The sequence below is a fragment of the Leptolyngbya sp. PL-A3 genome (assembly GCF_039962325.1).
Lineage (GTDB): Bacteria > Cyanobacteriota > Cyanobacteriia > Elainellales > Elainellaceae > Vacuolonema.
Genome location: NZ_JAMPLB010000025.1, coordinates 34841 through 61259 on the forward strand (window position 1 = coordinate 34841; position 26419 = coordinate 61259).

23 protein-coding genes and 1 riboswitch are annotated in these 26419 nt (G+C 51.6%); of the genes, 12 read left to right on the forward strand and 11 right to left on the reverse strand.

The window, feature by feature from the left end; translation table 11 throughout:
- Window positions 1–181 precede the first annotated feature (181 nt).
- The gene (locus NDI52_RS18755; RefSeq protein ID WP_190772258.1) at window positions 182–1528 is read right to left on the reverse strand and encodes a class I SAM-dependent methyltransferase; all 1347 of its coding nucleotides are present in this window, start codon (window positions 1526–1528) and stop codon (window positions 182–184) included.
- Window positions 1529–1629: 101 nt separating this feature from the next.
- On the opposite strand from NDI52_RS18755, the gene NDI52_RS18760 reads away from it, so the two are divergent.
- The 6 genes from NDI52_RS18760 to NDI52_RS18785 all read left to right on the forward strand — a co-directional run bounded on the left by NDI52_RS18760 (window position 1630) and on the right by NDI52_RS18785 (window position 8141).
- Window positions 1630–2913, forward strand: a complete 1284-nt coding sequence (locus tag NDI52_RS18760; RefSeq protein ID WP_190772257.1) for a pitrilysin family protein — start codon at window positions 1630–1632, stop codon at window positions 2911–2913.
- A gap of 117 nt (window positions 2914–3030) precedes the next feature.
- Window positions 3031–4314, forward strand: a complete 1284-nt coding sequence (locus NDI52_RS18765; RefSeq protein ID WP_190772256.1) for a pitrilysin family protein — start codon at window positions 3031–3033, stop codon at window positions 4312–4314.
- A 330-nt stretch (window positions 4315–4644) separates the two neighbouring features.
- Window positions 4645–5958 (forward strand): AAA family ATPase, encoded by a 1314-nt coding sequence (locus tag NDI52_RS18770; RefSeq protein ID WP_190772255.1) that lies wholly within the window; start codon window positions 4645–4647, stop codon window positions 5956–5958.
- A 310-nt stretch (window positions 5959–6268) separates the two neighbouring features.
- On the forward strand, window positions 6269–6469 hold the full coding sequence (locus NDI52_RS18775; protein ID WP_190772254.1) for a hypothetical protein: 201 nt from the start codon (window positions 6269–6271) through the stop codon (window positions 6467–6469).
- 268 nt (window positions 6470–6737) lie between these two features.
- Window positions 6738–7409: a Fe2+-dependent dioxygenase gene (locus NDI52_RS18780; RefSeq protein ID WP_190772253.1), complete on the forward strand. Its 672-nt coding sequence runs from the start codon at window positions 6738–6740 to the stop codon at window positions 7407–7409.
- A gap of 174 nt (window positions 7410–7583) precedes the next feature.
- Complete coding sequence (locus tag NDI52_RS18785; protein WP_190772252.1) at window positions 7584–8141, forward strand: PepSY-associated TM helix domain-containing protein; 558 nt, start codon at window positions 7584–7586, stop codon at window positions 8139–8141.
- Between the two features lie 92 nt (window positions 8142–8233).
- Here NDI52_RS18785 and NDI52_RS18790 read toward each other — a convergent pair whose 3' ends face one another.
- The gene (locus NDI52_RS18790; protein ID WP_190772251.1) at window positions 8234–8878 is read right to left on the reverse strand and encodes a hypothetical protein; all 645 of its coding nucleotides are present in this window, start codon (window positions 8876–8878) and stop codon (window positions 8234–8236) included.
- A gap of 322 nt (window positions 8879–9200) precedes the next feature.
- Here NDI52_RS18790 and NDI52_RS18795 point away from each other — a divergent pair, with 322 nt between their 5' ends.
- On the forward strand, window positions 9201–11207 hold the full coding sequence (locus NDI52_RS18795; RefSeq protein ID WP_242035816.1) for a sodium:proton antiporter: 2007 nt from the start codon (window positions 9201–9203) through the stop codon (window positions 11205–11207).
- 127 nt (window positions 11208–11334) lie between these two features.
- Complete coding sequence (locus NDI52_RS18800) at window positions 11335–11652, forward strand: TMEM14 family protein (protein ID WP_190772250.1); 318 nt, start codon at window positions 11335–11337, stop codon at window positions 11650–11652.
- A 149-nt stretch (window positions 11653–11801) separates the two neighbouring features.
- Here NDI52_RS18800 and NDI52_RS18805 read toward each other — a convergent pair whose 3' ends face one another.
- The gene (locus NDI52_RS18805) at window positions 11802–12377 is read right to left on the reverse strand and encodes an Npun_F5749 family FMN-dependent PPOX-type flavoprotein (protein ID WP_190772249.1); all 576 of its coding nucleotides are present in this window, start codon (window positions 12375–12377) and stop codon (window positions 11802–11804) included.
- Complete coding sequence (locus tag NDI52_RS18810) at window positions 12374–12853, reverse strand: hypothetical protein (RefSeq protein ID WP_190772248.1); 480 nt, start codon at window positions 12851–12853, stop codon at window positions 12374–12376. The genes NDI52_RS18805 and NDI52_RS18810 overlap by 4 nt, the downstream gene beginning before the upstream one ends.
- 792 nt (window positions 12854–13645) lie before the next feature.
- Here NDI52_RS18810 and NDI52_RS18815 point away from each other — a divergent pair.
- Window positions 13646–14614, forward strand: a complete 969-nt coding sequence (locus NDI52_RS18815) for a calcium-binding protein (RefSeq protein ID WP_190772247.1) — start codon at window positions 13646–13648, stop codon at window positions 14612–14614.
- A 142-nt stretch (window positions 14615–14756) separates the two neighbouring features.
- Here the strand turns inward: NDI52_RS18815 and NDI52_RS18820 are convergent, their stop codons facing one another.
- Window positions 14757–16160: a HAMP domain-containing sensor histidine kinase gene (locus tag NDI52_RS18820; RefSeq protein WP_190772246.1), complete on the reverse strand. Its 1404-nt coding sequence runs from the start codon at window positions 16158–16160 to the stop codon at window positions 14757–14759.
- Window positions 16161–16418: 258 nt separating this feature from the next.
- Between NDI52_RS18820 and NDI52_RS18825 the strand changes: the two genes are divergently transcribed.
- Complete coding sequence (locus NDI52_RS18825) at window positions 16419–16730, forward strand: DUF3155 domain-containing protein (RefSeq protein ID WP_190772245.1); 312 nt, start codon at window positions 16419–16421, stop codon at window positions 16728–16730.
- Between the two features lie 443 nt (window positions 16731–17173).
- Here NDI52_RS18825 and NDI52_RS18830 read toward each other — a convergent pair whose 3' ends face one another.
- On the reverse strand, window positions 17174–18682 hold the full coding sequence (locus NDI52_RS18830) for a Na+/proline symporter (protein WP_190772244.1): 1509 nt from the start codon (window positions 18680–18682) through the stop codon (window positions 17174–17176).
- 241 nt (window positions 18683–18923) lie between these two features.
- Window positions 18924–19045, reverse strand: a riboswitch (TPP riboswitch).
- A gap of 354 nt (window positions 19046–19399) precedes the next feature.
- On the opposite strand from NDI52_RS18830, the gene NDI52_RS18835 reads away from it, so the two are divergent.
- Window positions 19400–19810 carry a hypothetical protein gene (locus tag NDI52_RS18835; protein WP_190772242.1) on the forward strand — a complete coding sequence of 137 codons (411 nt, stop codon included), beginning with the start codon at window positions 19400–19402 and terminating at the stop codon, window positions 19808–19810.
- 76 nt (window positions 19811–19886) lie between these two features.
- Here the strand turns inward: NDI52_RS18835 and NDI52_RS18840 are convergent, their stop codons facing one another.
- A complete protein-coding gene (locus NDI52_RS18840; RefSeq protein ID WP_190772241.1) occupies window positions 19887–20807 on the reverse strand; it encodes a LysR family transcriptional regulator in 921 nt (306 codons plus the stop codon).
- A gap of 306 nt (window positions 20808–21113) precedes the next feature.
- Window positions 21114–22451, reverse strand: a complete 1338-nt coding sequence (gene gntT, locus NDI52_RS18845) for a guanitoxin biosynthesis MATE family efflux transporter GntT (RefSeq protein WP_347280044.1) — start codon at window positions 22449–22451, stop codon at window positions 21114–21116.
- A gap of 294 nt (window positions 22452–22745) precedes the next feature.
- Here gntT and NDI52_RS18850 point away from each other — a divergent pair, with 294 nt between their 5' ends.
- Entirely contained in the window at window positions 22746–23147 is a 402-nt protein-coding gene (locus tag NDI52_RS18850) for a fasciclin domain-containing protein (protein ID WP_190772240.1), read from the forward strand.
- Window positions 23148–23214: 67 nt separating this feature from the next.
- On the opposite strand, the gene NDI52_RS18855 is transcribed toward NDI52_RS18850, so the two are convergent.
- From NDI52_RS18855 to secD, 3 genes are all read right to left on the reverse strand, one after another.
- Window positions 23215–23658 carry a hypothetical protein gene (locus tag NDI52_RS18855; RefSeq protein WP_242035815.1) on the reverse strand — a complete coding sequence of 148 codons (444 nt, stop codon included), beginning with the start codon at window positions 23656–23658 and terminating at the stop codon, window positions 23215–23217.
- A gap of 87 nt (window positions 23659–23745) precedes the next feature.
- A complete protein-coding gene (secF, locus tag NDI52_RS18860) occupies window positions 23746–24717 on the reverse strand; it encodes a protein translocase subunit SecF (RefSeq protein ID WP_190772239.1) in 972 nt (323 codons plus the stop codon).
- On the reverse strand, window positions 24714–26120 hold the full coding sequence (gene secD, locus NDI52_RS18865) for a protein translocase subunit SecD (protein ID WP_190772238.1): 1407 nt from the start codon (window positions 26118–26120) through the stop codon (window positions 24714–24716). Before secD ends, secF begins: the two co-directional genes overlap by 4 nt.
- Window positions 26121–26419: the final 299 nt, after the last annotated feature.

Here is a 26419-nt window from a genome sequence, read left to right on the forward strand (position 1 = left end):
TGCGCACGCAATAATGGGCTTTTTCGAGTGCCGCGCGAAGCGCGGCACTCGAAAAAGCCCTTAACCCGAACTGAGGTTAAATCAGTTTTTGAAAAGCCGCACGGCGCACGGCTTTTCAAAAATAAACAGCATATGGGAACGTTTGCTGCATAGATATTGAGCGTAGCGGTAACACAGGCGATTACTGGCGTTCTAAAAGGACGTACAGGAATGGTTCCAGGTAGGTGAGCGCATTTTGCACAGCCTGAAATGCTTCAGCATCCGTTAAGGGAACCAAACTCACAGGGTGAACCGGATGAAGTGTCTTATAGCGTTGTACGAGAGCCTGGATTGGCTGGGGGCCATCCCATAGGCTTAGTAGGGTAGCAGCTACTATGCCATCTACAGGGATAGCGCTTCTGGCCGGTAAATCGATTAGTTGAGCGAAATCAAACGGTTGTTGATTTTCTAAGGATTTTAGTAATTCGCCTTTCGCGTCATTGCTGCGCAATTGAGGATGCAGATGCACTCGTGCCGTTTGCCAGTCCTCATCGCTCCATTCTTCAACCGGACGATCGGGATCAGGAGTGTCTGTGGAATAGCACCAAAAGTCAAAGAGCCGATGAACGGGGTTGAGCAATTCGTACAGGCGTAACTGCTCGGCTGGACTAGCCATTGCCAGGGCCATACCAATCATGCCGGGCAACTCGTCGACATTCTGAAACAGCTCTTGCACATCCCACTGTCGCCAGTTCAGCATGCTGAGGAATTCTAAATCGGATTGCTCCAGCATGTCGAACAGCTCAGGAATCGTAAAACCTTGATCGCCAGACAGCAGGAAATTGGCAAAGATCTGCTCTCGCCCATCGTCGTTGTCCTGTTCACAACTGGAAACCCATCCCCGTGCTCGCAGGTCAACGTTCACCTTCAAGTTCTTCATAGTGGCAATGACCGTTTGGCGATGCTCTTCTGTGGGGGCCTCATCCATCAACCCAAACATACGGAACATCTCCTGAGCACGGTAATAAACCAACCGCTGCAATTGGCTATGCAGATTAGCCCGAAGAATGCCACCCGGTGACAACACACGGCGTAATGCCTGAAATGCGCCTAAGGGATCAGGCAGTAAATACAGCACTTCATCGCAGTTGATGTAGTCAAACTTCAGACCTAAATCGGCGATGTCGTAGATCGACATGGCGTGGAATTCAACATTTTCAAATTTGTGGAATTCCAACCGTTTTTTAGCTAAATCGATGGATTTTTCTGACAGATCAATCCCAACGATTTTGGCTCCGGGATTGGCGATCGCCAACACCAATGCCTTGTAACCCGTTCCACATCCAGCATCTAAAATCAGCGTACCTTGGGTATCAACAACCCGGCGATCGCGCAAGTAAAACGGCGTCACGATGTTATTGACAAACAGATCGTTGTACTTGCCTTCGGGGGTGGCTTCGGGCGGAATTCTAGGGTATGGGGCCGCGTCAAACTGCTGCCGCATTTGCTCCAGGGTCAAAGGGTTGGGAGTGGTTGGCTTCGCTGTCATCAGTCGATCTACCCAAGGGATAAAGGCTCTTTCTGTGAGGATGCCCCTCACACTCCAAAAACACGCTACTATTACAAAAATAACCAGAACCAGACCTGGACTTGACACTCGCAGACTTATCAACCCGTCGTTACGTCACTCCGTTTCCCGCAGAAACCTACACCCTGCGAAATGGTCTGACGGTAATTTTTCAACAAACGCCATCCCCTGTGGTGACGGTAGATGTATGGGCCAAAGCCGGGGCGATCGCCGAACCGGATGCCTGGTCTGGCATGGCTCACTTTCTAGAGCATATGATTTTCAAGGGCACCGACCAGATGCCCCCCGGTTATTTTGACTATGTGATTGAGAGCCACGGCGGCGTCACGAACGCGGCCACCAGCCACGACTACGCCCACTTCTTTATTAATACAACAGCCGCTCATTTGCCTGCAACGCTGCCCTGTTTGGCAGAGCTGCTGCTCCACGCGGCTATTCCCGACGATGAGTTTGAGCGGGAACGCGATGTGGTGCTGGAGGAAATTCGCCAGGCAGAAGATGATCCCGACTGGCTAGGTTACCAGGCGCTCTCAGAGTTGGTTTTTCAGTCCCATCCCTACGGGCGATCGGTGCTGGGTACTCCCAATCACCTGCTGCGCATGCTCCCTGAAGAGATGCGAGCTTTTCATCGGGCGCACTATCAGCCTCAAAACCTGACGGTTGTACTGGTGGGAGATGTTCCACGGGATGCCACGCTGGCTTTGCTAGAAGAGGTTTTTGCTGGTTTTGAACCGCCTCAAGCGGTGCCCCAAGCCATAGTCGAAGCTGAGCCTCCGCTCATTGGCGTTCGTCGTAATCATCTGGAATTGCCCCGCCTGGAGTTAGCTCGTTTGATGTTGGGTTGGGTTGGCCCGGGTGTGGATCAACTCTCTGATGCCTATGGTTTGGACTTGTTGTCAGTTTTGCTGGCGGGGGGACGCACGTCTCGCTTAGTGCGGGAGCTGCGGGAAGAGCGGCAATTGGTTCAGGATATTGGCAGTAGCTTCTCGCTTCAAAGGGATTCTAGTCTATTTACAATTACCGCCTGGTTAGAGCCTCAGTATTTAGGACAAGTAGAAGCGTTGATTGGCGATCGTCTCTCCCAACTGAGCAGTACCCTGGTTTCCATTGAAGAACTTCGCCGCATTCAGCGGCAGTTGTGTAATGACTTTGCCTTTTCAACGGAAACTTCCAGTCAACTGGCAGGTTTGTATGGCTACTATGGCACCATAGCCCGGCCTGAATTGTCGATGATTTATCCCGAGCGGATCATGAGTCTGCAACCGGAAACCCTACAGGCCTTGGCTAACCAATATCTCTCGCCCTATCGCTACGGGGCCGTGCTGCTGACCCGTGAGCCTGATTGATGCGTGTGCTTATACCGACTTCAAAACTCGACGGTAAGCTTTAGGTAGGGTGGCTGTAAAGGCTTCCCTGCCTTCTGCAATTTTTGTCTGGATTGTTCTTTTTTCTTCGAGAGGCCCATGTCTTTACCGCTTGCTGGCGATCGCCCCCAACTTCAGGTTCATCGTACCGTTCTGAACAATGGCCTGGTGGTGCTGGCGATGGAAAATCCCAGCGCTGATATTATTGCCGCCCGTATTTTTGTGCGTGTGGGTACCCGTTATGAGGCTCCTGAGCAAGCCGGGATCACCCACTTGCTGACGGCTGTAATGACGAAGGGTACCGATCGCCTGTCGTCTATGGAGATTGCTGAGCGGGTAGAAACGGTGGGGGCCAGTCTAGGGGCTGACTCTGCAACTGATTACAGCATCATGAGCCTGAAGACGGTCTCCTACGACTTTCCAGAAATGCTGGCTCTGGCAGCGGAGTTGTTGCGATCGCCCTCCTTCCCGGAGGCCGAGGTTGATTTGGAGCGTCGCCTCACTTTGCAGGGATTGCGTTCCATGCAGGAGCAACCCTTCAATGTGGCTCAGAAGCAACTGCGCCAGGCGATGTATCGTAACCACCCCTACGCACTCTCCTCCATGGGTACGGAAGAGAGCATCACGACCCTGCAACGGGGTGACCTGCAACGCTATCACCAAACTTACTTCCGCCCCGACAACATTGTAATTAGCATTGCCGGACGGATTACCCCTGAGCAGGCGATCGCCCTGGTAGAGCAAACCTTTGGCGACTGGGTTAATCCTGAGGGTGGAGCGGCTCCTACGGCTGACGGTTTACCTGAGCTTCAACCTCAACCCCAGGTTGTTAAGACGGCTCAGGATACACAGCAGGCAATTGTAATGCTGGGCTATCTAGCGCCATCCATCCATAATCCGGACTATACCAGTCTGCGATTAATTAACACTTATCTGGGTAACGGGCTTTCCAGCCGCCTGTTTGTGGAGCTACGGGAAAAGCAGGGATTGGCCTATGACGTTTCGACGATCTTCCCGACGCGCATTTCGACCTCTCAGTTCATCGCTTACATTGGTACGGCCCCTAGTAATGCGGCGATCGCTCTAGAAGGCTTGCAGCGCGAGATTAACTACCTGCGTGATAACCCCCTCACTTCTGAGGAGCTGGAAGTAGCGAAGAACAAATATTTGGGCCAATACGCTCTGGGTAAACAAACCAATGCTCAGATTGCTCAAGTCTATGGTTGGTACGAAATTTTGGGAGCGGGAATTGACTTCGATCAGCGATTCCAAGTAGCCTTCTCGGCCGTCACTGCTGAGGATGTACAGGAGGTCGCTAATCGTTACTTTGTTGAGCCTTATGTTTCATTAGTGGGTCCTGAGATGGCGATCGCCCAAGCCTAACTCATGCATCTTTAACAGGTTGGGCATATTTACAAACTTGTGGATGGGGTGAAAGGGACACGAAGTGCCCCCCTTCACCCCATCCAGATAGCTAGAACTGGAACGCCAAGCTTATAGTTCGGCATTCCAGTTCATCTTCTTGTTCAGCAGAACGTAGTGTAGCAAACCCAATTAGTTTGATAAATAGTGCAAATCTGAATACTCGATTTCATCTACCTTTTGGCAGTTTTCTGCCCCTTGCTAAGCGGTAGGGATCTGCGGTACGGTAGGCTTTCGGTATCAGGAATAACAGTCTGAAATTCCGCATCCCAAAGAAAAACGGCCTTCGTCATGAGCTACTATATTTCGCCTCACTTTCTTGAAAAACTATCCGTTCATATCACCAAAAACTATCTGAAGTTACCTGGCGTGCGAGTGCCATTGATTTTGGGTGTGCATGGGCGCAAGGGGGAGGGCAAAACCTTCATGTGCGAGTTGGTATACGAACGCATGGGTATAGAAGCCATTCATGTCTCAGCGGGGGAGTTGGAAAGCCCCGATGCGGGTGATCCGGCGCGCCTGATCCGTCTGCGCTATCGCGAAGCGGCAGAACTGGTAAAGGTGCGGGGTCGCATGGCGGTTCTGATGATCAATGACGTGGATGCGGGGATTGGTCGGGTTGATTCTCAGACGCAGTACACGGTCAACACTCAGCTGGTGAACGCCACGTTGATGAATATTGCGGATAACCCTACGAATGTGCAGCTTCCTGGCAGTTATGATGCCGAACCTGTGCAGCGTATTCCCATTATTTTGACGGGGAACGACTTTTCGACGCTGTATGCGCCCCTGGTTCGTGATGGGCGGATGGAGAAGTTTTTCTGGGATCCGGATCGGAGCGATCGCCTTGGCATCATCGGAGGCATCTTCGACAAGGATCTCAGCCCTGGTGAGGTGGAAACCCTGGTGGATACCTTTCCGAATCAGGCAATTGATTTCTTTAGTGCATTGCGAGCGCAACTTTACGATGAACAGGTTCGTAACCTGATTCAAACCATTGGTCTTGAACACATTTCCCAAAAAGTCGTTCACAGTGACGGCAAACCTACTGAGTTTCATCGGCCCGACTTCAGCCTGCCTCATCTTATTGAAATTGGTCGACGCATGGTGCGCGAGCAAGAGCGGATTCGGGAGTTGCGGCTGGTTGAGGAGTATCACTCTGCACTTCAGCCTCGGATGGATGGCGGCGGGCAGCGGGCAGACGGCCAGGGATCGGTCGCAGATAAGCAGGCGGTAGATGGCAAAAAGCGGCCGATTGAGGAAAGGAATAGTGCTCCTGCCAGCCCCCCAAAACCGATAGCCCATTATCCCTCTACCGATCACAACGGTTCCAACGATGCTATTCCTGCAGAGGCGATCGCTGAACTCGAACGCCTCCTGAATACTAACCATCGAGTCGGAATTGAGCATGTGAATGAGCGACGGTTCCGCATTGGGTCGTGGCAATGTTACGGCAGCTTTGAGAGTACGCTGGATGTGGCGATCGCTGGGCTCAAAGCCTGCATGGCTGAGTATCCGCAAGACTACATTCGCCTGGTGGGTGTCAGCCCCGATCGACGACGAGTGGCGGAGTTGATTGTGCAACGTCCTAAAGCAGCCGTTTAGGGGTTATCAAGCAAGCTTGAATGGCACTAGGGCGTGCTTTAAAGCTGCCTGAGAGAGTCATTTTCTCGTGCGCTTCGTGCACGAGAAAATGACTCTCTAGCACTGTGCACGTTGATTAAGTACGGTGGTGTGGGGCACGGAGCGCCCCACACCACTGTTGCTTTACTTAACTCACTTGGACATTGCTATAGATTCTTAGAGAGTTTGAGGATTTAAATTTCTCCAAACATCTACCGCTTGCTTCATGCGCTTTTCATAGGAGTTCTTTAAGATCTGTCTGGATATTTTGTGATTCTCGGGAGCCTAAGTCGTGAAGTCAAAAGCTGTTGCATTGTTTCTTAGCCTTGGTTTAGTAGGCACTCTAACAGCCTGCTTAGGTGCTAACGAACGTGAAGAAGAAGCGGAAGATACTGTTGTTCCCACCGCTCCCAATGTCCAAGATGCAGAAACAGAACAGGAAGAGGCAGAAGAAAGTGAGGGAGGCGAAGAGGGAGAGGGTGGAGAAGGCTAATGTAGCGATCGCCTGACCTAAATGCTGGAACTTATATCCGAGGCATTTTTATAGAATGGGACGCACATTGTGCCGTCCCACTCTTTTTGCCTTAATGAAAATCATTGAATCAGGACTTATGCATTCTTATGGTGTGCAAAGCACACCATAAGAATGCATAAGTCCTAAAAATATGAGTTCCAATTCGCTTTTGGTAGCTATGTACCATTAGGTTGTACACAGATTCTTGTAACGTTAATCTTGCCTCACCTTCTCATGCCCGAAGTTTATGATTATTTGCATTGACAATTTACTGACAACAGATGAATTGGACAGTATCCACCAAACCCTCAGCGACGCAGAATTTATAGACGGAAAACTGACTGCTGGGCAATACGCGCGTACGGTTAAAAATAATCAGCAATTATCTGGGCAAGCCCAGGCAACCCGAACCATTCGGGACGTAGTCGATCAGGCGCTTAAACGTAATGCCCTGTTTCAAGCGGCTGTGCGGCCCCATATCATTCGTCCTGCGCTCATTAGCCGCTATGAACCAGGCATGTCCTATGGTTCTCACACCGATAATGCTCTGATGGGTGAGGCTCCTCTGACCCGCTCAGATGTATCGATGACGATATTTTTGAGTGAACCGGATAGTTACACAGGGGGAGAGCTGATTTTGGATAGCAGCTTGGGGGAGCAATGCTTTAAGCTGTCGGCCGGTTCAGCCATTGTTTATCCTTCTACCACATTGCATCAGGTCAGCGAAGTGACCCAAGGGGTTCGCTTAGCCGTTGTCACGTGGATTCAAAGTGTGATTCGTGATAGCCAGGATCGGGAGTTGCTGTTTGATTTGGATACTGCTCGCCGTTCTATCTTCGAAAAGTATGGCAAGACTGTTGAGTTTGATTTGCTCAGCAAGACTCATGCAAATCTGCTGCGAAAATGGGCTTTTACGTGAGGTCGTTTTTACATGAAGTTGCACAGAATGAGAGTGGCGGCGGGTACCCGCCGCCACTCTCATTCTGTGCAACTTCACATTGATTTGGTATGAGGTCAGTTTGGAGTGTTAGGTTACTCTTGGTCCATCTGATCGGGCGATCGCCCTCCCCCTTTCCCTTCCCCTCTCTGTTATATGAATCTCCGCAAACTCCATCGTCAAGCGGCCCCGCTGGTCTTCTTCCCGCTCTTGCTGGCAGCGTTAACGGGCGTCGCCTACCGCATTGGCAGCAACCTATTGGATATTCCCGATAATGTTGCCAATATCTTTATGGTGCTGCATCAGGGGGAATTCCTAGGTGAACCCCTTATGCCTGTTTATGTCTTGCTGATGGGGCTGGGTTTAGTGGGCATGATTATCACAGGTCTGTCTATGCTTCTTCCCAAAAAAGCATCTAAGGCTCAACCACGTCGAGATCATCGTTGGCTACACCGCATCCTCTCTATCATCGGGCTTTTACCTTTAACCATTAGCGCCCTCACGGGTGTTGCCTACGCCATTGGCACAAGCTGGTTGGGGCTTTCCCCCCGCGATATTGGCTTCCTGCTGCGCTTACACCAGGGTTACTATCTGGGTTCAATTTTGTGGCCGTTATACGTGTTAGTTCTGGGGGTTGGGCTGGTCGCGCTCCTGATTACGGGCATCACTATGACCCCCGTGTTTCGCAAGCGGCGTTCTGCCTCTGGCGGTTAAGGACACTCCAATTTATTTTTGCAAAGCCTTGCTCCGTGAGCCTTTGCAAAAATAAACTTCCTGGTCTGAGGGCGTATTGCTAGAGGCTGAGCTTATTCAGCACGACCGCCTGGACTCCAAATATCACGGCCTGCCAGACTGTTTAGAGTGGCCTCTACTGCCCGTACTGCGGCCAGAATGTCGCGTTCTTCACCGCCCAGGTAAAGCCGCCCAAAGGTACCCACCGCTGAAACCTGAAGAATATTGATCAGGGCGGCTTTTTCGGCTTCATTGGCAGCTAGTGCTGCATAGGCTGCAGGCTCCACTTCCAAAATGTAGAGAGTTTGGCCTGATAAAATCATTTGTCCCCGCCGGTTTCGGTTGATCAGCTGCGTATGGTGGGGATCAATATTACGAATGACCTGGCTGGAAATAATTCGGGGTTTAATGCAATCGCTGGGGGTCATGCCCAATTCTTGCAAAATGGCGCGGCCGGCTGCATGAACTTCTCCCTGGCTGCTGGAATGCACTTCCAATACACCATACAGCCGCTCGATAATCAGTACCCCTGGGCGCACGACGGCGGCTTTTAGGGCTTTATCCATCAGGTGATTAATTTCGACTCCTGGGGAAACTTCGACCCAGAGAGAGGCATCCCCTGGCAGCGGCAAAAAGCCCAGCGCTACCGTGCCCAAATAAGCGGCATGTTGAGCCTGTAAGCGGTCAAGATAAACGTAACTGCGGAGATCAATTCCCAAAATTCAAACAGCCCAGGATGAACAGCTAGAACATAGGGCAGAATGCCCCTTTCAAATCTACCCTAATCCTTGCACATTACTATGGCTTGCCCAGTCATCCTGAAGGCCTGTTCTATACCGCCTGAGCCTTGAGGTCTTGTTTCATGGGTTGCTGTGCTTGGTTGCTGAGAGCTTCTCGCGCAACAACCAAGCCCATGTCTAGAACAGCACTGATTTTGGGATTCATGAAATTTGCAAGGGCTGGGAGTCGTGTTGGTTTCGAAAATTCCCTGAATCCGAGCTGAGGTTCGATACCATAAGCAATGTATAGTTTGCGAGGATCATGCTGGACGACCCAGGTACGATGAACACTGCCCTGGCCATGATGTTGCAGATGATCGTGGCGGTCATGGTCGGCATTGGCGCACAGGTCATCGCTGACTTTTTCAAAGTGCCCAGCATTGTTTTTTTGCTGTCTTTTGGCATTTTGCTGGGCAATGATGGCCTGGATATTGTGCATCCGCAACTATTAGGCAACGGACTGGAAGTCATTGTGGCTCTCTCCGTAGCCCTGATTCTGTTTGAAGGCGGCCTTAATCTTGAGCTGCGGCGGCTGAGTCAGGTGTCGGGTAGCTTGCGTAATCTGGTGACGATTGGGACGCTGATTACCCTCGTCGGTGGTGGGATGGCAGCCCACTGGTTGGGAGAGTTCCCGTGGGCGATCGCCTTTCTCTTTGGTTCTCTGGTGGTTGTCACCGGCCCCACCGTCATTTCCCCCCTGCTCAAGCAAGTGCAGGTTCAACCCCCTGTTGCTGCACTATTAGAGGGGGAAAGCGTGTTGATTGACCCGGTCGGAGCCATCCTGGCCGTGGTGGTACTGGATGTGATTCTCAATGGCGAAACCGATCCCCTATCGGTTGTGGGGGGCCTGTTTGTCCGTCTGAGCATTGGTGGCGGCATTGGAGCGCTGGGTGGCTGGGCATTAGGGCAGGGGCTGAAGCTGAACCGATCGCTCTCTGATGACCTAAAGAATTTGGTGGTGCTGGCGGGAATTTGGGGGCTGTTTGGCGTCGCGCAGCTCATCCGTAGTGAAGCAGGGCTGATGACAGCGGTGGTTGCCGGGGTCGTGCTACGAGCTTCTGGAATCCCGGATGAACGGCCCCTGCGTCGGTTTAAAGGACAACTGACAACCTTGTCGGTATCAGTTCTCTTTGTGCTGTTAGCGGCAGACCTCTCATTAGCCAGCTTGTTCGCTCTGGGGCAGGGAGCGCTGCTCACGGTCGCTGTGCTGATGTTTATTGTCCGTCCCCTGAGTATCTGGCTCTGTACACTCAACAATCAGGAATTGAGTTGGCGGCAGAAGCTTTTCTTGGCCTGGGTCGCACCCCGAGGCATTGTGTCTGCTTCTGTAGCTTCCCTGTTCGCCATTCTGCTGACAGAACGGGGTGTCACGGGGGGAGATGCGATTAAAGCCCTGGTATTTCTCACAATTCTCTCAACGGTATTTCTCCAGGGGTTGACGGCCCGTTGGGTCGCCCAACTGCTGGGTATTACAGCATTGGGTTCTACTGGGATCGTCATTGTGGGTTGCAATCCCCTCAGTTATCTGATTGCTCGCTTGTTTCAGGAGCGAAATGAGGCGGCTGTTTTGATTGATACAGACCTGCAAGCATGTGCCATCGCTGAACGGCAGGGTTTAATGACGATCGCCAGCAGCGCCCTCGACGCTGAGGTGTTGGAACAGGCCGGATTAGAAACCAAGGGAACCTTCCTGGCTGCGACAACCAATGGGGCTATCAACCAGGTGATTGCCCAGCGGGCGGCTGAAGAGTTCAACCCACCTCGGGTTTTGTCTCTGCTTCCCAGTGACTCTGCGGCGAATGCGGATGGTGCCGAAGGTTCTACCAAAATTAAAGCGGCTTTTCTGCCGCAGTTGCCATTAAAGAACTGGAATCGCTATTTAAGCGATCGCGAAATTCGTCTTGGCGAAACGACGCTGAGTGAAGCCAACCGTCCTCGCCAACTGAAACATTTGCGAACGCTGATTGATAACGGCCGCATTCTTCCAGTTCTGCTGCAAACTGACACGCAACTGTTGCTGGTGTCTAATCTGGAGGATGGTAAAGCGGGCGATCGCCTGCTCTACCTCTACCACGATCCCAAACCTCAGCTGATCAAGCTGTTGGGAGGTGGATACACCAGAACTGTGCTGGTGCCGGAAACGATTGCAGACATTGAAAATCTGCCTGAACCCGTTACCGAACCTGTAGAACTGCCTGACGTGAAAGTGCCTGTCATTGCTCAGGTAGAGGAGCGGACAGAGGGGAGCGGGCAGGAAACTCAAGGGTAGGGGCGTAGGGCCTGAGAATGGGGGAGTAAAAGGCTGAGGCTTGGCTTACGTTTTGTGGCAAATCTGGGCTTTTGTGTTTACTGCCGGATAATGTAACGACGGAAGACAAGTTGAGGAAATAACAGCAATGAATCTGGGGGTAGTGGCGGCGATCGCCTATGGAGTGTTGGCTATTGTGGGCGGTGTTCTCGGGTATGCCCAGGCCAAGAGTAAGATCTCGCTTTTAGCGGGCTGTGGATGTGGTGCTTTGTTACTGATTAGTGCCTTGTTGCAAATTCAGGGGCAGTCCTGGGGGCTGATTGTTGCGGCTGTGGTGACGGTTGTCTTGTTGCTGGCCTTTATGATGCGATGGCTCAAAACGCGTAAGTTTATGCCCGCTGGCTTGATGCTAATACTGGGGGTTCCAGCATTAGGTGTCATCATTGGCCAGTTGATTCAAGGCTAATACCGATTCAATATGCTTTCTGTTCTACACACCGTCCAGGAAGGTTACAACAGTAGGCGCTCTTCATATCGAGACAATATTAGAACCTAAATTTAGCCCAAACATGAAATAAACGTGGCATGTCCGCCACGCTTATTTCATGTTTGGGCTTAAGGATTTACAAACTGCGTTTTCCAGGCTTCTTCCATTTGTTCGTAGCGTGTCCGGTTTTGCGGAGTTCCGCGCAGCTCCAGATGGTCAACAACGTGGGGATCGAGCAGAAGTACGACGAAGCAGGGTAGGGGGTTGATGGGGTCAGGGCTTACGTCGAAATCAGTATCGGCTGCACGTTCCTTGCCTGGATAAGGCCATCCAAACTGGCTACGGGCTGCATCTGATAGCTCCTGCCACAAACGCTGTCGCAGGGCTACCAGAGACTCATCGGATGCATCTACCCCGATCGCCTGAATAGGGCCGCTCAAACGAAACTGCTCTCGCGTTTTAGGGAAGTACCAGCAGGCCTCTCCCCAGGGGCGATCGCGCAACTGCTCGACTTTTTCGCTGCGGTCATCGGTGACAAACCGTAGCTGATTGGTATCGTCCCGAAACCCTCGAAATACAACGGTTCGGTTCGCTGGACGACCATCCGCTCGTACCGTTGCCAGTTGCAAATAGCGGGCATAGACCAGGGAGCGGTTCCGGTGGAGGGCGTGGGCCAGGGGCGATCGCCAGGGAGCCAGGGTCATTGACCTACCGTTAGCGTGTAGTTATGGCGAGCACCGGGGTCACTGGTTCCAACCCAGACCTCGTAGCTTCCCGCTGCCCAGTCAGTCCCCTGAAGGCGATCATCGGGGTTGCTGCGCGAGGTATCGTCCCCACAACGCACACCACCGGGACCACGCACAACAAGGGCCGTGTCGTTGCCACCGCTATTAACTTGAAGCGACAGAGTATCAAAACTTTGATCCAGCACCAAAATGTGATCGGGTACTGAACTGCCATAACCCAGGCAGAGGTTGCCGTCGCGATCGCGGGCTGTCACCATTTCGGGCAGGGAGTTACGCCCTCCGGTGTTGCCACGCATGGTTCCTTGAGCCACATTGAACCCGCGTTGTAGGGTAACACTACCAAAATTTGATTGGGCGATCGCAGGCAAGGCGATTAAACCTATTCCCAACAACACCCCAACCACAAGGGGTTTTCTTGAAAACAAATGAGACATGGGACTCCTGATGCGCTTGTTAAATCTATACCAGCTGGTAGATTCTCCTAGTTACTATTGACTATTCCTGGTCCATTGGAGTTCCACACTGGTTCAGGCGTTTTTTAACCCCTTCATTTTCTAGTCGTTCACTACAGGAATCCTGACAGGGTAGATAGGGCAGACCGAGTCTGCCCTGTCTACCCTGCGAAAATTAGTGCAGCCTAATACTAGGGTGCAACGTACACCCAATTCAAAACACTCTCTTAAGTATTGACTTGTGAAGTACAGCGTTTTTCAACCGCTTAAAACCTGGTTGTTTTTGTGAGAGCCGCGCTCCGCGCGGCTCTCACAAAAACAACCGTGTCTGACTCAAGCGCAAGGCGCTGTATTGACTTGTGATGTACAGCGTTTTTCAACCGCTTAAACCCTGGTTGTTTTTGTGAGAGCCGCGCTCCGCGCGGCTCTCACAAAAACAACCGTGTCTGACTCAAGCGCAAGGCGCTGTATTGACTTGTGAATGTTGGCCTCAGTTTGGTTTCAGGAACCTGCGTTCTAAAGATGCGTCCTAACAAATAAGCGGCGCAGAAACGAGCAACTTCTACACTAACTTCACCCGGTTGCTTCACCCGATTGGATAGAACTGTGGCGGGATTTGTGCCTTTTTGGCTGAATGCTACAGTTCTGTTAATTCCAAGGTGCAAGAAGCGATACCAAATTCAAAAACGACCTGGGCTTGAAGTTTGAGCAGGATCTTGTTCAAAGCTAAACGCAACATTTGTTTTCTAAATACCCTCGTGTAGCATTTTTCCTATGGCAATTCGATACGGTACTCCATTGAACGATCGCATCATCGGTACCACCAACGATGATCTAATTTATGGCTATGAAGGTGACGATCGCCTAGAGGGCGGTGGTGGCGAAGATGAGATTTACGGTGATGACGACGAAGATCTAATCTACGGCAATGATGGCGATGACAACCTGGATGGTGGCGATGATGATGACACCATTTATGGTGGGGGTGGCCGCGATGACGTCCTCGGTGGCAGTGGTAATGACACCGTTTATGGTGGCGGTAACGCTGATCGCTTGAACGGCCAGAATGGGCGCGATCGCATTGCTGGTGAAGATGGCGATGACCTGATTCGTGGTGGCAATGATAACGACGAACTCTACGGCGGTGATGATGACGACGTGCTGCTGGGAGACGCCGGAAACGACCTGCTCAAGGGTGAAGATGATCAGGACGAGCTATACGGCGGTATTGGCAACGATAGTGTTTACGGCGATGGCGGTAATGACAGCCTAAACGGGGGTGCTGGAAACGACACCCTGTATGGTGGTATTAGCAATGACCAACTTTATGGCAATGTTGGAACCGATGTATTGCTGGGTGAAAGTGGTGATGACCTATTAGTTGGCGTCAGCTCTGCCAGTACTCGGCCTGGTTTCAATGAACGGGACATCCTCAATGGAGGACAGGACCGGGATACCTATGCTCTGGGTGATGCAACTCGCGTCTACTACGACGATCTGCGGGCAGCTAACGCAGGCCTGAATGATTATGCCGTGATTGCCGGATTCAATACTCAACAAGATGTTCTTCAGTTAAGTGGAAACCGGAATAATTATTTTGTCAGACGTTTGGGAGCGGGTTTTAGTGACCAGGACCTAGGCATCTTCTTCGATAAGCCAGGAACCCAGCGTGATGAACTGATTGGAGTTCTCAAAAACACCACTCGCTTCAATCTGGGTGGAAGCTTTGTGCAATACCTCTAATCACAACTCTGTCGAGAACTAAAAGAAGTGCGTCGTGCAAAGCACGGCGCATTTTCTTTACGTCATGCGATTCGTAAATTGTTGAGTGTGTGTTTCACACGCCACACTCATCACAAGCATTTAGTAGGGGGCTCAGTCTTGCTCAATGACTAGCTTCTGGGAGCCAGACAATAAATGCAGTGCCGCGATCGCCATCCTCCTCGTCGGGCAGTAACCCACTGGCCCCCGCCGGACTGAATGCTTCAACTTCTCCTCGCATCCGCTGGATCAGGTCATGGGTAATGGCTAAACCCAGGCCAGTACCAGGAATATCGGAGGTTGCCTGGATACCTCGAAAGTGCCGCTCAAATAATCGGGTTTGGTCGCCTTGGGGAATTCCTGGACCGTTATCAATGATGGCAAGGCCCTGAAAGTTAATTCCATTCCGTTGACGCCTCAACCCTGCTAAAACTTCGACTTTCCCGCCAGATGGGGTGTATTTTAGAGCGTTATCGATCAAGTTGTTGAAGGCTTCCCGCAACGCTCCTGGATCGGCTTCAATGGCTGGCACGCCTTCGGGTATGAGGATGAGCAGTTGGAGACGACGATCCTGGGCGATCGCCCGAGCCGAATTCAGTAAGGGCTGCAAAATATCGGTTAACTCACAGGCGATCGGTTGCAGTTGTGCTGGGGTCAGGGCATTGACGCCCGGTAAGAGCGGTACTCCAGTAGAACTGGCCAGGGCCTTTGGGTTATTGCGCCAGTTTTCTGGAGGATGGCTCTCCTCTTGACCGGGTAAAAGTTCTACGGGCTGCAGATCAACCACTTGTTCAAATTGCTTGAGCAAGTCTTGTAAATGTTCGCTTTCTCGAACAATACCCTCAGCCAGGTCACGACTCTTGTTATTAGGGGCAAGCCGTTTCAGCAATACTTTTCCAAAGGTTCGCAACGCCATCAGAGGGTTTCGGAACTGATGAAGCAGGTTGTCGAAGAGTTCATGCTGCTGAGCTTGCAATTGTTGTAGCTGATGCAAGCTGTGATCGTTCCAGGCGGCACGACGATCCATGACACAGGCGATCGCCAACGTTCGGGCAACCCGTTCGATCTGATCCTGTTCCACTTCGCCCCACGGACGATCTGAGCGGGCCGTCACCAACAAGCCCAACACAACCCCTTCATGAACGAGCGGCACCATCATTCGCTGAGCCATGGGTAAGGGCATGCCAAAAATAGACGTTTGCTCCTGGGCTTCCACCTCCGGTGCGTTCCCATTGGGAGAACCCGGTAATACAGGCTGCCCCACTTGAGGAAATACCATGGCCTCCCCCTTATGAGAGGGATGAGGATGTAAGCCATCGGATGCATCTAGAGCAAGCAGGGAAAAGACACTGGCCGGATCACGGCTAAAAATGGTGTCTGGATGGGCGGCAATTGGTACCAGATTTGCAGTCGCATCTCCAGCTACCTCTTCCGTTAGGTAGACGACACTCAACGCTGCCCCTAACCCTTGTGTCAGTAGCGCAATCTGGGCCTGGCAAAGGGTGACGAAGTCTGGGCTCGCAAACATCACAACCAAGTTGAACCAAAATGAAGAATCTGTAAGGGATCAAGGCGATCGCATTGAGCTCTAGCCTAGGCTCGCTCTAAACCCGATCCGCCTACTATTAAGCATTAATAATAAAGATAGATAACGGAGTTTGTGTAATGTTTTGTAATGCAAGCTTAAAAGAAGTTGAAATCTCATACCTAAGACGGTATACTAGCGACCGTCAATCTATTTTGTAACCAGAGTTACATCTATCGTAGCAGAGAGGAGGTCAGGAGGTTGGCAAGGAGACGCAAACGTAAGAGCCGTCGTCGTTTGGAAGGCCGTCGGATATTAGAATCCGTACCTCAGTTTAGCATCGAGTGTGGCGAAGATAAGCCTGTAACTGCTGCCCGGAAGTTCATTCACGCTGAAGGAATTGCTCCTCCCGCACTATTGCTTGTAAAGCGTAACGAGCATACCACGGATCGGTACTTCTGGGCCGAGAAGGGTCTGTTTGGAGCGCAGTATGTGGAGGAGAACCATTTCCTATTTCCCAGCCTGCGCACGGATGAAGAGTCTGACATGCTGCCTGTTGCCTTAGGTAGCTAGTAGTCTTCTCTTGCATCGTTGCCTCCCGGTGCCGTGTTTTTCCCTGTTGTAGTCAGGCTGGAGACTCTACTCATCAGTCCCCAGCAGCTTTGTAAACTTCAGATGCCTTTGGTAGTTGTGGTATTTCAATTCTCTTCGAGTTACTGATGAATACAAGTTATTCCTTGGCAATTTCGGAAGATTAGAAAAAATACCGTTGCGGAACTGGAGTGGAATGGGTGGGTGTTACGCTCATCTAGTAAAGCTGTAAGGCTTACGGTTGGTTTATTGTTACCACCTGATTCGACATTGTTACGTAGCTTAAATAACGAAAATAGGGATTGATTCTGTCAATCCCTATTTTTTCAAGATTTTTCTCAGTGAAAGAAAGCGTGGAGCCATAGTTCTCACGCTTTTTTGTTGCCTCTCAGGGTTGGCGATCGCACCACCAGCCCTAAAAGGCTTTACTGAATGTCGCCTGTTGCCTGGGAAATTTCCTCCAGGGGCTCAGGGCTGTAGGAGTGTACCCGCTCCTGAAGGCGGCTAAAGTCAAACGGTTGCTTGTTTTGGGTGCGAGCCAGAGCGATGCCTGCACCCACTATCCCAGTAGAGACCACGAGTGCCGCTGCAAAGCTGACCAGCAAATCACCTCCCATTGGGATAGGTAACCAGGCACTAAAGTCTGGAGCAGGAAAATAGAGGGCCCCCGTGAGGATTCCTAACAGGGCTCCGGCCAGCGCAACTCTTCCCGTCAGATGGCGGGAGTAGAGACCTAGAATTACAGGGGCGAAGGCCCCGGCACAGATGAGATCGGCCAGCAAGAAGAGATACAGCACGTCATAACCCCGAGCCGCGATGAGAATGGCGGGAATGCCTACGGCAACCGTCAGCACCCGAGAGGCCCGTAGTATGCCTTCCCGTTGCATCTGGGGAAACAGTCGCACCAGGTCCACAGTGAAGACGCTGGTGATGCCATTCAATAGAGATGACAGAGTACTCATCACCAGAGCCAGGGCCAGCACCAGTACCAGCATGACAAAGGCTAGGGGCAACCGTAGCTCTTGAATGAGGGAAAAGAAGGCGCGATCATCATTGAAGCCAAAGTGCATCGCTAACAGCCCCAGAGCTCCTGCAACCATGATCATGGGGACAATGACGAGGGCGCTATAGAGAAATGCTTTTTGCACGGTTTTGCCGGTGCGGCTAGCGTAAACTCGCTGCCAGTTACTCTGGTTAAAAGTTTCGGCCGCTGTGATGGCGATGAGCAATGTCAAACCAAACTTAATGCCCGAAATATTAGACCAGGACAATAGTTCTGGAGCCTTTGCCTGAATGGGTTCTAAAGCGGCCTGCCAACCACCCAGATTGCTGGCTGCAACCCAAAGGCTAATCAGTAGCAATGGCACAATAATGACGAACTGTACGGCATCCGTGAAGATTGTGGATTGCAACCCCCCTGCCGTGGTGTAGAGGAAGGTGGCAGTAATTACCACCAACGCTGTCCAGCCCAGGGGAACATTTGCCAGGATTTGAACGGCTTTGGCGATCGCGGTCAACTCAGCACTCAGGTAAATGAACATGTAAAACACGATCACCCCTAAGGTGAGTAGATACATGGCGTTGCCAAACCGCAGCAATACAAACTCATTCAATGAGTGCCCATTCGGCAAAATGCGCCGTATCCGTGGTCCTGCAAAGGCCAGCATGGCAATTGGCATGGCTGAGCCAATGCCATAGCCAATAACTCCAGTAATGCCGTTGGTTGCGCCAACCTGTGGGGGACTAAATAGAATCCATACCCCCATGGCGGAGGCAACGATTGTTGCAAAGGTCATGCCAATCCCGAAACGGTTACGGCTGACCACAAATTCTTCTAAGTTAATGGTCTGGCGGCTGGTGTAGAGAAATCCCATCAGGGCAAATAGCCCTGCCGTAACTAATAACACCAGCACGCTGATAGATTCGATGGACATTACAAGCACCTCATCCAAAATCAAACGCAAATGCTGTGTCCGATTTTCTGAGGGGCGAAGAGCCCCCAAAAATCGGACAGAACGCTAGAGGCGAGGTGTGCCCTGATTACACCGAACGAAAGTTCTACCCCGTCATGTTCTGTAGACATGCATGGGGAGAATGGAGCGATCGCCCGCATCCAAACAACCTTGGGATGGTGGCATCACGTCACAATGGTGCGTTTCGTCGTCGTGGTATCCAAGACCGCAATCAACGCTTCCCTCCGCTGGCATTACCCAGTGGTCTGGCCATTTTACTGACCAGAACGCAGGTTCCAAGGGTATGATCTCAGCCTGCTGTAGCAGGCACCCCTAGCTTGTGCTTGATCATATCACTCCCTTGCAATACCAATTCCATGCGTTGGGTGCTGATTGAAATGAGCAGTGGCTCACCCTTACAGCGCTTGGCGCTTGAATCAGCCACGGTTGTTTTTGTGAGAGCTGTGCGGAGCGCGGCTCTCCCAAAAACAACCAGGTTTTACAGCGCTTTTCAAGCGCTGTAAAACCTCAGTTCGGGATAAGCCCAAATGCCCATAACTCGAACTCAGGCTAGAAAAATGAGAAGTGCTTCAAAAAGTTCTGCAGAATTTGGAAGGATGTAATCTTTGCAACCATCTAATGGATGAGTTCAGGTAACATAATGTAAATGACTGTAATTTTTTATTGCTTACAAACACAATGGCAGGACTTTTTGGTTGGTTCAACGGCAACAAGAACCAGGACGCAAGCGTCCAGACGAATGCAAACAAGCCAGTCGCTTATTTCCTCGAGGCTGATGATGCCAAGACTTTTGGCGACATCGAGTACATGAGAACTGCCAAGGTTGTGAAGCGCACCTTCCCGAAAACCTTCAGTAGTCCTAAGGAGTTTGAGCGGGTTGAATCTGTTTCTGCTCTGGGCAAGATGGCTGTGAACGGCAACCTGGTAGATGTTAGCCAGGTACTAACGCAGAATGGGGCTTCCAGCAACGGAGCCACCAGTAATGGAACCGCTGCTAACGGTGCGTCAGAGCCGCTGACCGATCGCCGCCGTTCTGACACGAGCATGGACATGTTCCGCAGCATGGCTCGTGATATGCGCAAACGCTAAAAAGGGATAAGCTCTCATTTGAAGAGCTAACCCTTTCGGTATTTTTACGCAGACTGGGTCAAAAACCCAGTCTTTTTTATACATTGATGATGCCTGTCTCCATCAACTGAGGGGCAGCCATCAGCAAATATTCGAAAAAGGTTTGGGCGACGACAGAGAGTTGTTTGCCTGCCAGGTTCACGACATACCACTTCCGCTGAATTGGGAAGCCCTGGACATCTAGAACGGCAAACTCTGTGTTGGAGGACTCGGGAGTCAAGGTGTGGCGAGAGAGAACCGAGAGCCCTAAGCCACCGGCGATCGCCTGCTTAATTGCCTCATTGCTACCCAGTTCCAGCCGTACTTTTACCTCCAAATCCTTCTCGTCTAGCATGTGGTGGAAGGCGCGGCGCGTACCAGACCCCGGCTCTCGCATGATAAACGTTTCCTCACATAACCGTTCTAGTGAGATGTCTTTCACTCCAACTAGGGGGTGGTTGCGAGGGGCTACGACAACGAGCGGGTTATCTAGAAAAGGCTGAGCTTTAATATCCAGGTTGTCGGGGAGCTGACTCATGACGTAGAGGTCATCCTGGTTGTTGGCCAGGCGATCAATAACCCGCTCATGGTTGGTGACAATCAGTGAAATATCAACCCCAGGATATTTCTGACAAAACGGCCCCAACAAGCGGGGTAGGAAGTATTTTGCTGTTGTGATAACAGCCAACCGCAGCTTACCCTGCTTCATCCCCTTGAGGTCGGCAACGGTCATCTCTAGCTGCTCAAGTTGGCTAAAAATTTCTTTGCAGGTGTTGAAGAGTTCGCGCCCTGCATCGGTCAGATAAAGCCGCTTGCCTACTTGCTCAAACAAAGGTAAACCGATGGACTTGGTCAACTGCTTGACCTGCATCGAAACCGTTGGCTGAGTAAGGTAAAGTTCTTCGGCGGCACGGGTGAAACTGCCGTGCCGAGCTGTCGCTTCGAAAACTTTGAGCTGGTGCAGAGTAGCGTGAATCAAAGGGGTTCTCCTAGCACTGACATCGTCCTATTGCATAGAAAAAATTCTATCACGGGGATACGAATTAGTGATTTTTTTCTATGGATTTCGGAGCTATTATATCTGCAATGGCAACTATGTTACGTTCCCTTCCAGCAGCACCATGCAATGCGTTTAGCGGTAAACCGATGAAGAGCGGTCGCGCTTCATCGAAGCAGCCCAATGGGGTTGGTTATCGCTTTAACCATGGCATGGTGCTTTTCCCTTGGGGAGGCTTTCAGTAAGAATGCACTAAACAGAGTGAACTTGCACAAGCCCTGTGAAAATTTAAGAATTTGCTTCTGAGGGGGTGTGGAAAGTTGCGGAAAGCTGCGAACCCAAGGTCAGGGTACGGGTTAGCATGAACCCACTTAAGGCCAGCCATAACAGATGTGGGTTATGGAGGAAGCTGGCGATCGCTCCCAATGGCACAAACCCCACCAGAGTTGAAAGCAGAGCCGATTGCCGAAGGGTATGCCCTGCCGTTAACCCGAGAAAATAACCGTCAAGCATGTAGGCCAGGGAGCCAAATCCCAATACGGGTAAGAGCCAACCTACATACTGCTGCACCATCTGCAAGACATCGTTGTGGCGTGTCAGCAGGCCAAAGAGCGGCACAGGAAAGCTAATGAAGACTAAGGCGATCGCCAGCCCCAACCCTAAACAGGTACTTCCAGCCAGTTGGGTGAGCGCTACAAGTTTCTGTCCTTTGCCGCCCCCGCAAAACATACCCGCAAAATTCTCGGTGGCAAAAGCAATACCATCCACAAAGTAAGCAGAAAAGGTAACCACTTGGAGGAGCAAGGTATTAGCAGCCAGGGTGACCGTACCCATAGAGGCGCTGAAGTTGGTGAAGAGGGCGAAGGTACTGATTAATGCAAAGGTACGGATGACGATGTTGCTGTTGAGCCAGAAGTCTGCTAACAAGGTGTCGGAGGTCCGGAGTCGGCGGGCGATCGCCCGAATTCTGGCCCAGTTCCATTCTCGGCTCAGGAGTAAGAATCCGGTCAGCATCATGGCGTACTGGCTAACAGCGGTAGCGGCTCCAGCGCCCTGACTAGCCATCCCCAGGCGAAAGATGAACCAATAGTTCAACACAACGTTCACGCTGTTATTGACCAGGGACATCACCAGAACAGTGCGCCCCCGCTCCCGACCCAGGAACCAGCCCACCAGCACAAAATCCATAAGGGCAGCGGGAGCTCCCCAGATCTGGGCGTTGTAGTAACTTTTTCCGGCTTGCTCTACCTCGGGGGCGGCTTGTAGCAACCAGAATCCGGCCTCTCGGATGGGGTATTGCAGCAGTAGAAGACCGAATCCAACGGTGAGCGCGATCGCCCCATTCCGCAAAAGTGTCAACCAGACGGCTTCGTCGTCACCCCGCCCTACGGCCTGGGCTGTGGTACCAGTGGTACCCATCCTCAGAAACCCAAAGGTCCAGTAAAGATAGCTGAAGAGTACCGCTCCAAGGGCCACGCCACCCAGGTAGCGAATGTCATCTAAATGCCCCAGAAAAGCGGTGTCAACTAACCCTGCTAAGGGCACCATCAGGTTTGACACTATATTGACAAAGGACAAGCGCAGAAAGCGATCGCCAAAGTCAAACCGCTCATTTTTGAATATCACCCAAAATCTCCTGCAATGCTCTCTGACGTACTCATTTTATAAAGTGTGGTTTTGTGTGCTCCAAACCCCTAAAACGCACGATAACTCCTTCTTTTGTGGGTGATAAGGGAATTGTGGGGATCGCTTCTTAGATTGGGTGCATCGCCGGTGTAGACTGGGGTTTGGAAGCTGGAAGGGATTTTTTTGATCGGCTGGTCTGGCTCACCTCCGGTGAGTCAGACGGTCAAGAACGCAAGACATTGGTTGCCATACCGTTTCATAAGTGTTGCGATCGCCCATACAGAGGAGCCTCGAATGCCTGACATTGTTGATATTGCCGTTGGTGCCGATTCCTTTAAAACCCTGGTGGCGGCAGTGCAAGCCGCTGGACTGGTAGAGGCTCTTAAAAGCCCGGGTCCTTTCACCGTTTTTGCGCCCGTAGATGACGCCTTTGCGGCGCTGCCCCCGGGTACGGTGCAAACTCTGGTGCAAAATCCTCCCCAACTGGCACGAATTCTCAAATTCCATGTGGTATCTGGGAAATACACGAAGGCGGATCTGGCTAGCATCGATAGCCTCACTTCTCTGGAAGGGTCACCCATTCCTATTAACTGCAATGGCGTGTTTGAAGTGAAAAATGCCACGGTGGTTGCTCCTGATGTGGAGGCCGACAATGGCATTATTCATGTAATCGATCGCGTGATTTTGATGGGCTAATCCCTAAACTAGACTCCCGGTGTTTCTAAAAACACCGGGAGTCTAATCTTTGTACCTCTGAGGTTATCTACTTGCAAACCCAGCGCCAGAGGGGATGGCGATCGCCCCGTTCTCGAATGTTAACAACCTGACGCTGAAGCCGTTTCAGCTCGCTTTCGGGTAAGCCAAACAGGATGTTGCGACTCTGCCAGATTAAGACGCCGACCGTAAGACCAATGCAGAGGGAAAGGGCGATCGTCACCACGGGGTGAAAAATCAAGGCATAGCGGACGGCTGCCCAGGTGAAGAAAGCGCGTAACAAAGAAATATCACGCCGCAATAACCACAGACTGACAGGCAAAATGGTGGCCCAGGCGACTCCAACCACAATCCAGCGGCCTAATACCTGTAAGTGATGTAGCCGCTCCATCTGTTTGCTCAGTTCTGGCTCGTCTGCGGGGAAAAGAGCACGGACAGTTCCGGCAGCCTTACCGCTGAGTAGGGAACGTTTTGAACGGCCATTAAATTTCATAATTGTTCAGGTAAGAGTGCCTGAAAGATTTGAAAAAGGGGCATTGTTCACGCTTTAAGCATGAGCAATGCCCCTCTCCGGAGGAGGTTAGGAAGCAGAATCAGCAGGTTCTGCTTCGACGGGGGAAACTTGCGCATAGGCGTTCCCCGTCCGTTCCCGCCAGAGTGCTAGCAGGGTACTGGCGATAAAAATACTGGAGTAAGCTCCTGCTACAAAGCCAATAATCAGCGCTAAGGCAAAGTATTTTAAGGTGTCCCCTCCAAACAGGAAGATGGCTACCAGGGATAACAGCGTTGTGAGGGTGGTATTGATCGAGCGCGTCAAGGTTTGATTCACCGCATCATCGACCACTTCATCAATGTGGCGATTGGGGTTAATTTTGATGGTTTCTCGGACGCGATCGTAAATGACCACTGTGTCGTTGACTGAGAAACCCACAATGGTCAGCAATGACACGATAAATAAACTGTCGACTTCAACCTGTAGTGCCAGGCCCAGGATGGCAAAGATTCCCACGGTTATTAACACATCATGGAGTAGCGCCACGATCGCAAATACCGCATAGTCAGGCTGAAATCGGAAGGTCAGATAGACCATGATGCCCAAAAACGAAAGCCCCAGAGCAACCAAACCCGATGTAAAAGTCTGCCGTCCCAGGGTTGGCCCGACGGTATCAATCTGTGTTGATGCGGGATCAAATTCGCCCAATTTCGCTGCTAGCGCTTGCAGCAGTTGTTCCCGCTCTTCGACCTCCAATGTGGAGGTGCGAATCGAGAGAGCTTCTTGTCTGTCACCCACGACCTGGATGCTGCTCCCCTCCAGCCCTTCGGTTGCAAGAATCTCACGCACAACGCCTGGGTCGATAGGGCCGTCGCAACTATTGGATTGGGCGCAGGCCAACTCCAATTGCAGTCGTGTTCCTCCCACAAAGTCCAGGCTAGGACGTAGAGGGGCACCAATTTGTTTCCAGGAGATGACCATTGCCACCAGCCCAGCCAGAATAATGGCGGTGGAAATGCCCCACCAGAGTTTGCGTTGTTTAATAACGTTCAGTTTCATGAGATTGCTTTAGACTGAGTGGCTTTGGGCAGTTTAGGACAGAAGTATTGAGGGCGACGCAGTGTCGGAAAACCTAATACGGTAAGCAAGAATGTACGACTACAGGTGAGCGCGGTAAACATACTCACAACCACCCCCAGGGCCAGGGTAAGGGCGAAACCCTTGACCAAGCCTGTTCCTAGCCAGAACAGAGCAGCACAGGAAATCAGGGTTGTGACGTTACTGTCCAAGATGCTGGAGAAGGCTCTGTAGAAGCCTGACTCGACTGAGCGGTAAAGGGTTTTGCCATCACGCAATTCTTCGCGAGTGCGTTCGAAAATCAGCACGTTGGCATCTACCGCCATACCAATACTGAGAATGAATCCGGCGATACCGGGCAGAGTTAGGGTGACGCCTAATAAGGAGAAGATGGCCAGGGTGAGTATGGAGTAAATGATGAGAGAGATGTCCGCTACGATTCCAGGTAGACGATAGTAGACGGCCATGAAGATCAGGACTAGCGCCAAACCAGCCAAACCAGCGTAAATGCTGCTTTGGATACTGTCACGCCCCAGGGTGGCACCAACCGTGCGGTTTTCCAAGATTTTTACAGGAACAGGGAGGGCACCGCTTCGGAGTTGTAGCGCCAGATCGTTAGCCTCTTCTGTAGTGAAGCCTCCTGTAATAGATGCGCGGCCTCCTGTAATCCCCGTTTCTGCGTACTGCACGCTGACAGTAGGAGCACTGAGCAATTCGTTATCAAGGAAGATACCCAAGCTGCGTCCGGTGCCTGCCACACTCTTGGTTAGAGCCGCAAATTCACTTGCACCCTGGTTATTGAATTCCAGGCCGACTTCCCAGTAGTTGCCATTCACAGGGGCAGCATAGGCATTGCTGAGCTTTTCCCCGGTCAGCTCGGTTTTTTGGAAGAGGCTGGCGATCGCCTCATTCCGTTTGTCTAATTCTTTCTGAGCCTTATCAATAGCGGCTTGATCACCACTTTGTTCGGCCTGCGCCAGCTCGACTAGAGCTTGCTGGCGTAACTGATACTCAATGGGTATTTGTTGTTCACTACCCGCTTGCTGCTCCCGGAAATCGAGCTGAGCAGTGCCTCCCAGGACACGTTCAGCTTGGGCCGGGTCACTCACTCCAGGCAATTGCACCAGCAGTTGGTCACGCCCGATCGTTTGCACAACGGATTCAGAAACCCCCAGGCCGTTAATCCGCCGCTCTACAACGCTGCGAACGGCTTCCAGTTTCTCGGGGGTGATTTCAGGTACGGCTTCGGTGGGTTGAGCCTGAAGTGTGAGCTGCGTTCCCCCCCGCAAGTCTAACCCCAAGGGGATAGGAACTTTAATCAGGATGGTAACGGCGGCAATCACCAGTACCAATACAAGTAGGAGGACGGAACGCTGTCTTGCCATGTCTGTAGCTCATACGACATTCGCTATGATAGCTGGATTTTGCGATGACCGAATGGGGAGTGTTCTAGTCCTATTTTTGGCTGGGAGAGACTGCCTTAGGCAAGCGGTCGGGCTCGATTCACCATAAGAATTGCTGGGGTCGTGTGCGGATAAACGTCTGTTTGTAAATTTTTGATATAAAATCCTATCAATAGTCGGCGATCGCCCCACCCAGAAGCCCGTCTGCTTTCCCTGGAATGGGTTCCCGAACTATCAACCTTGACGCAGTTCGTTTGTATCGTTAACCCTCACGAGGAAAG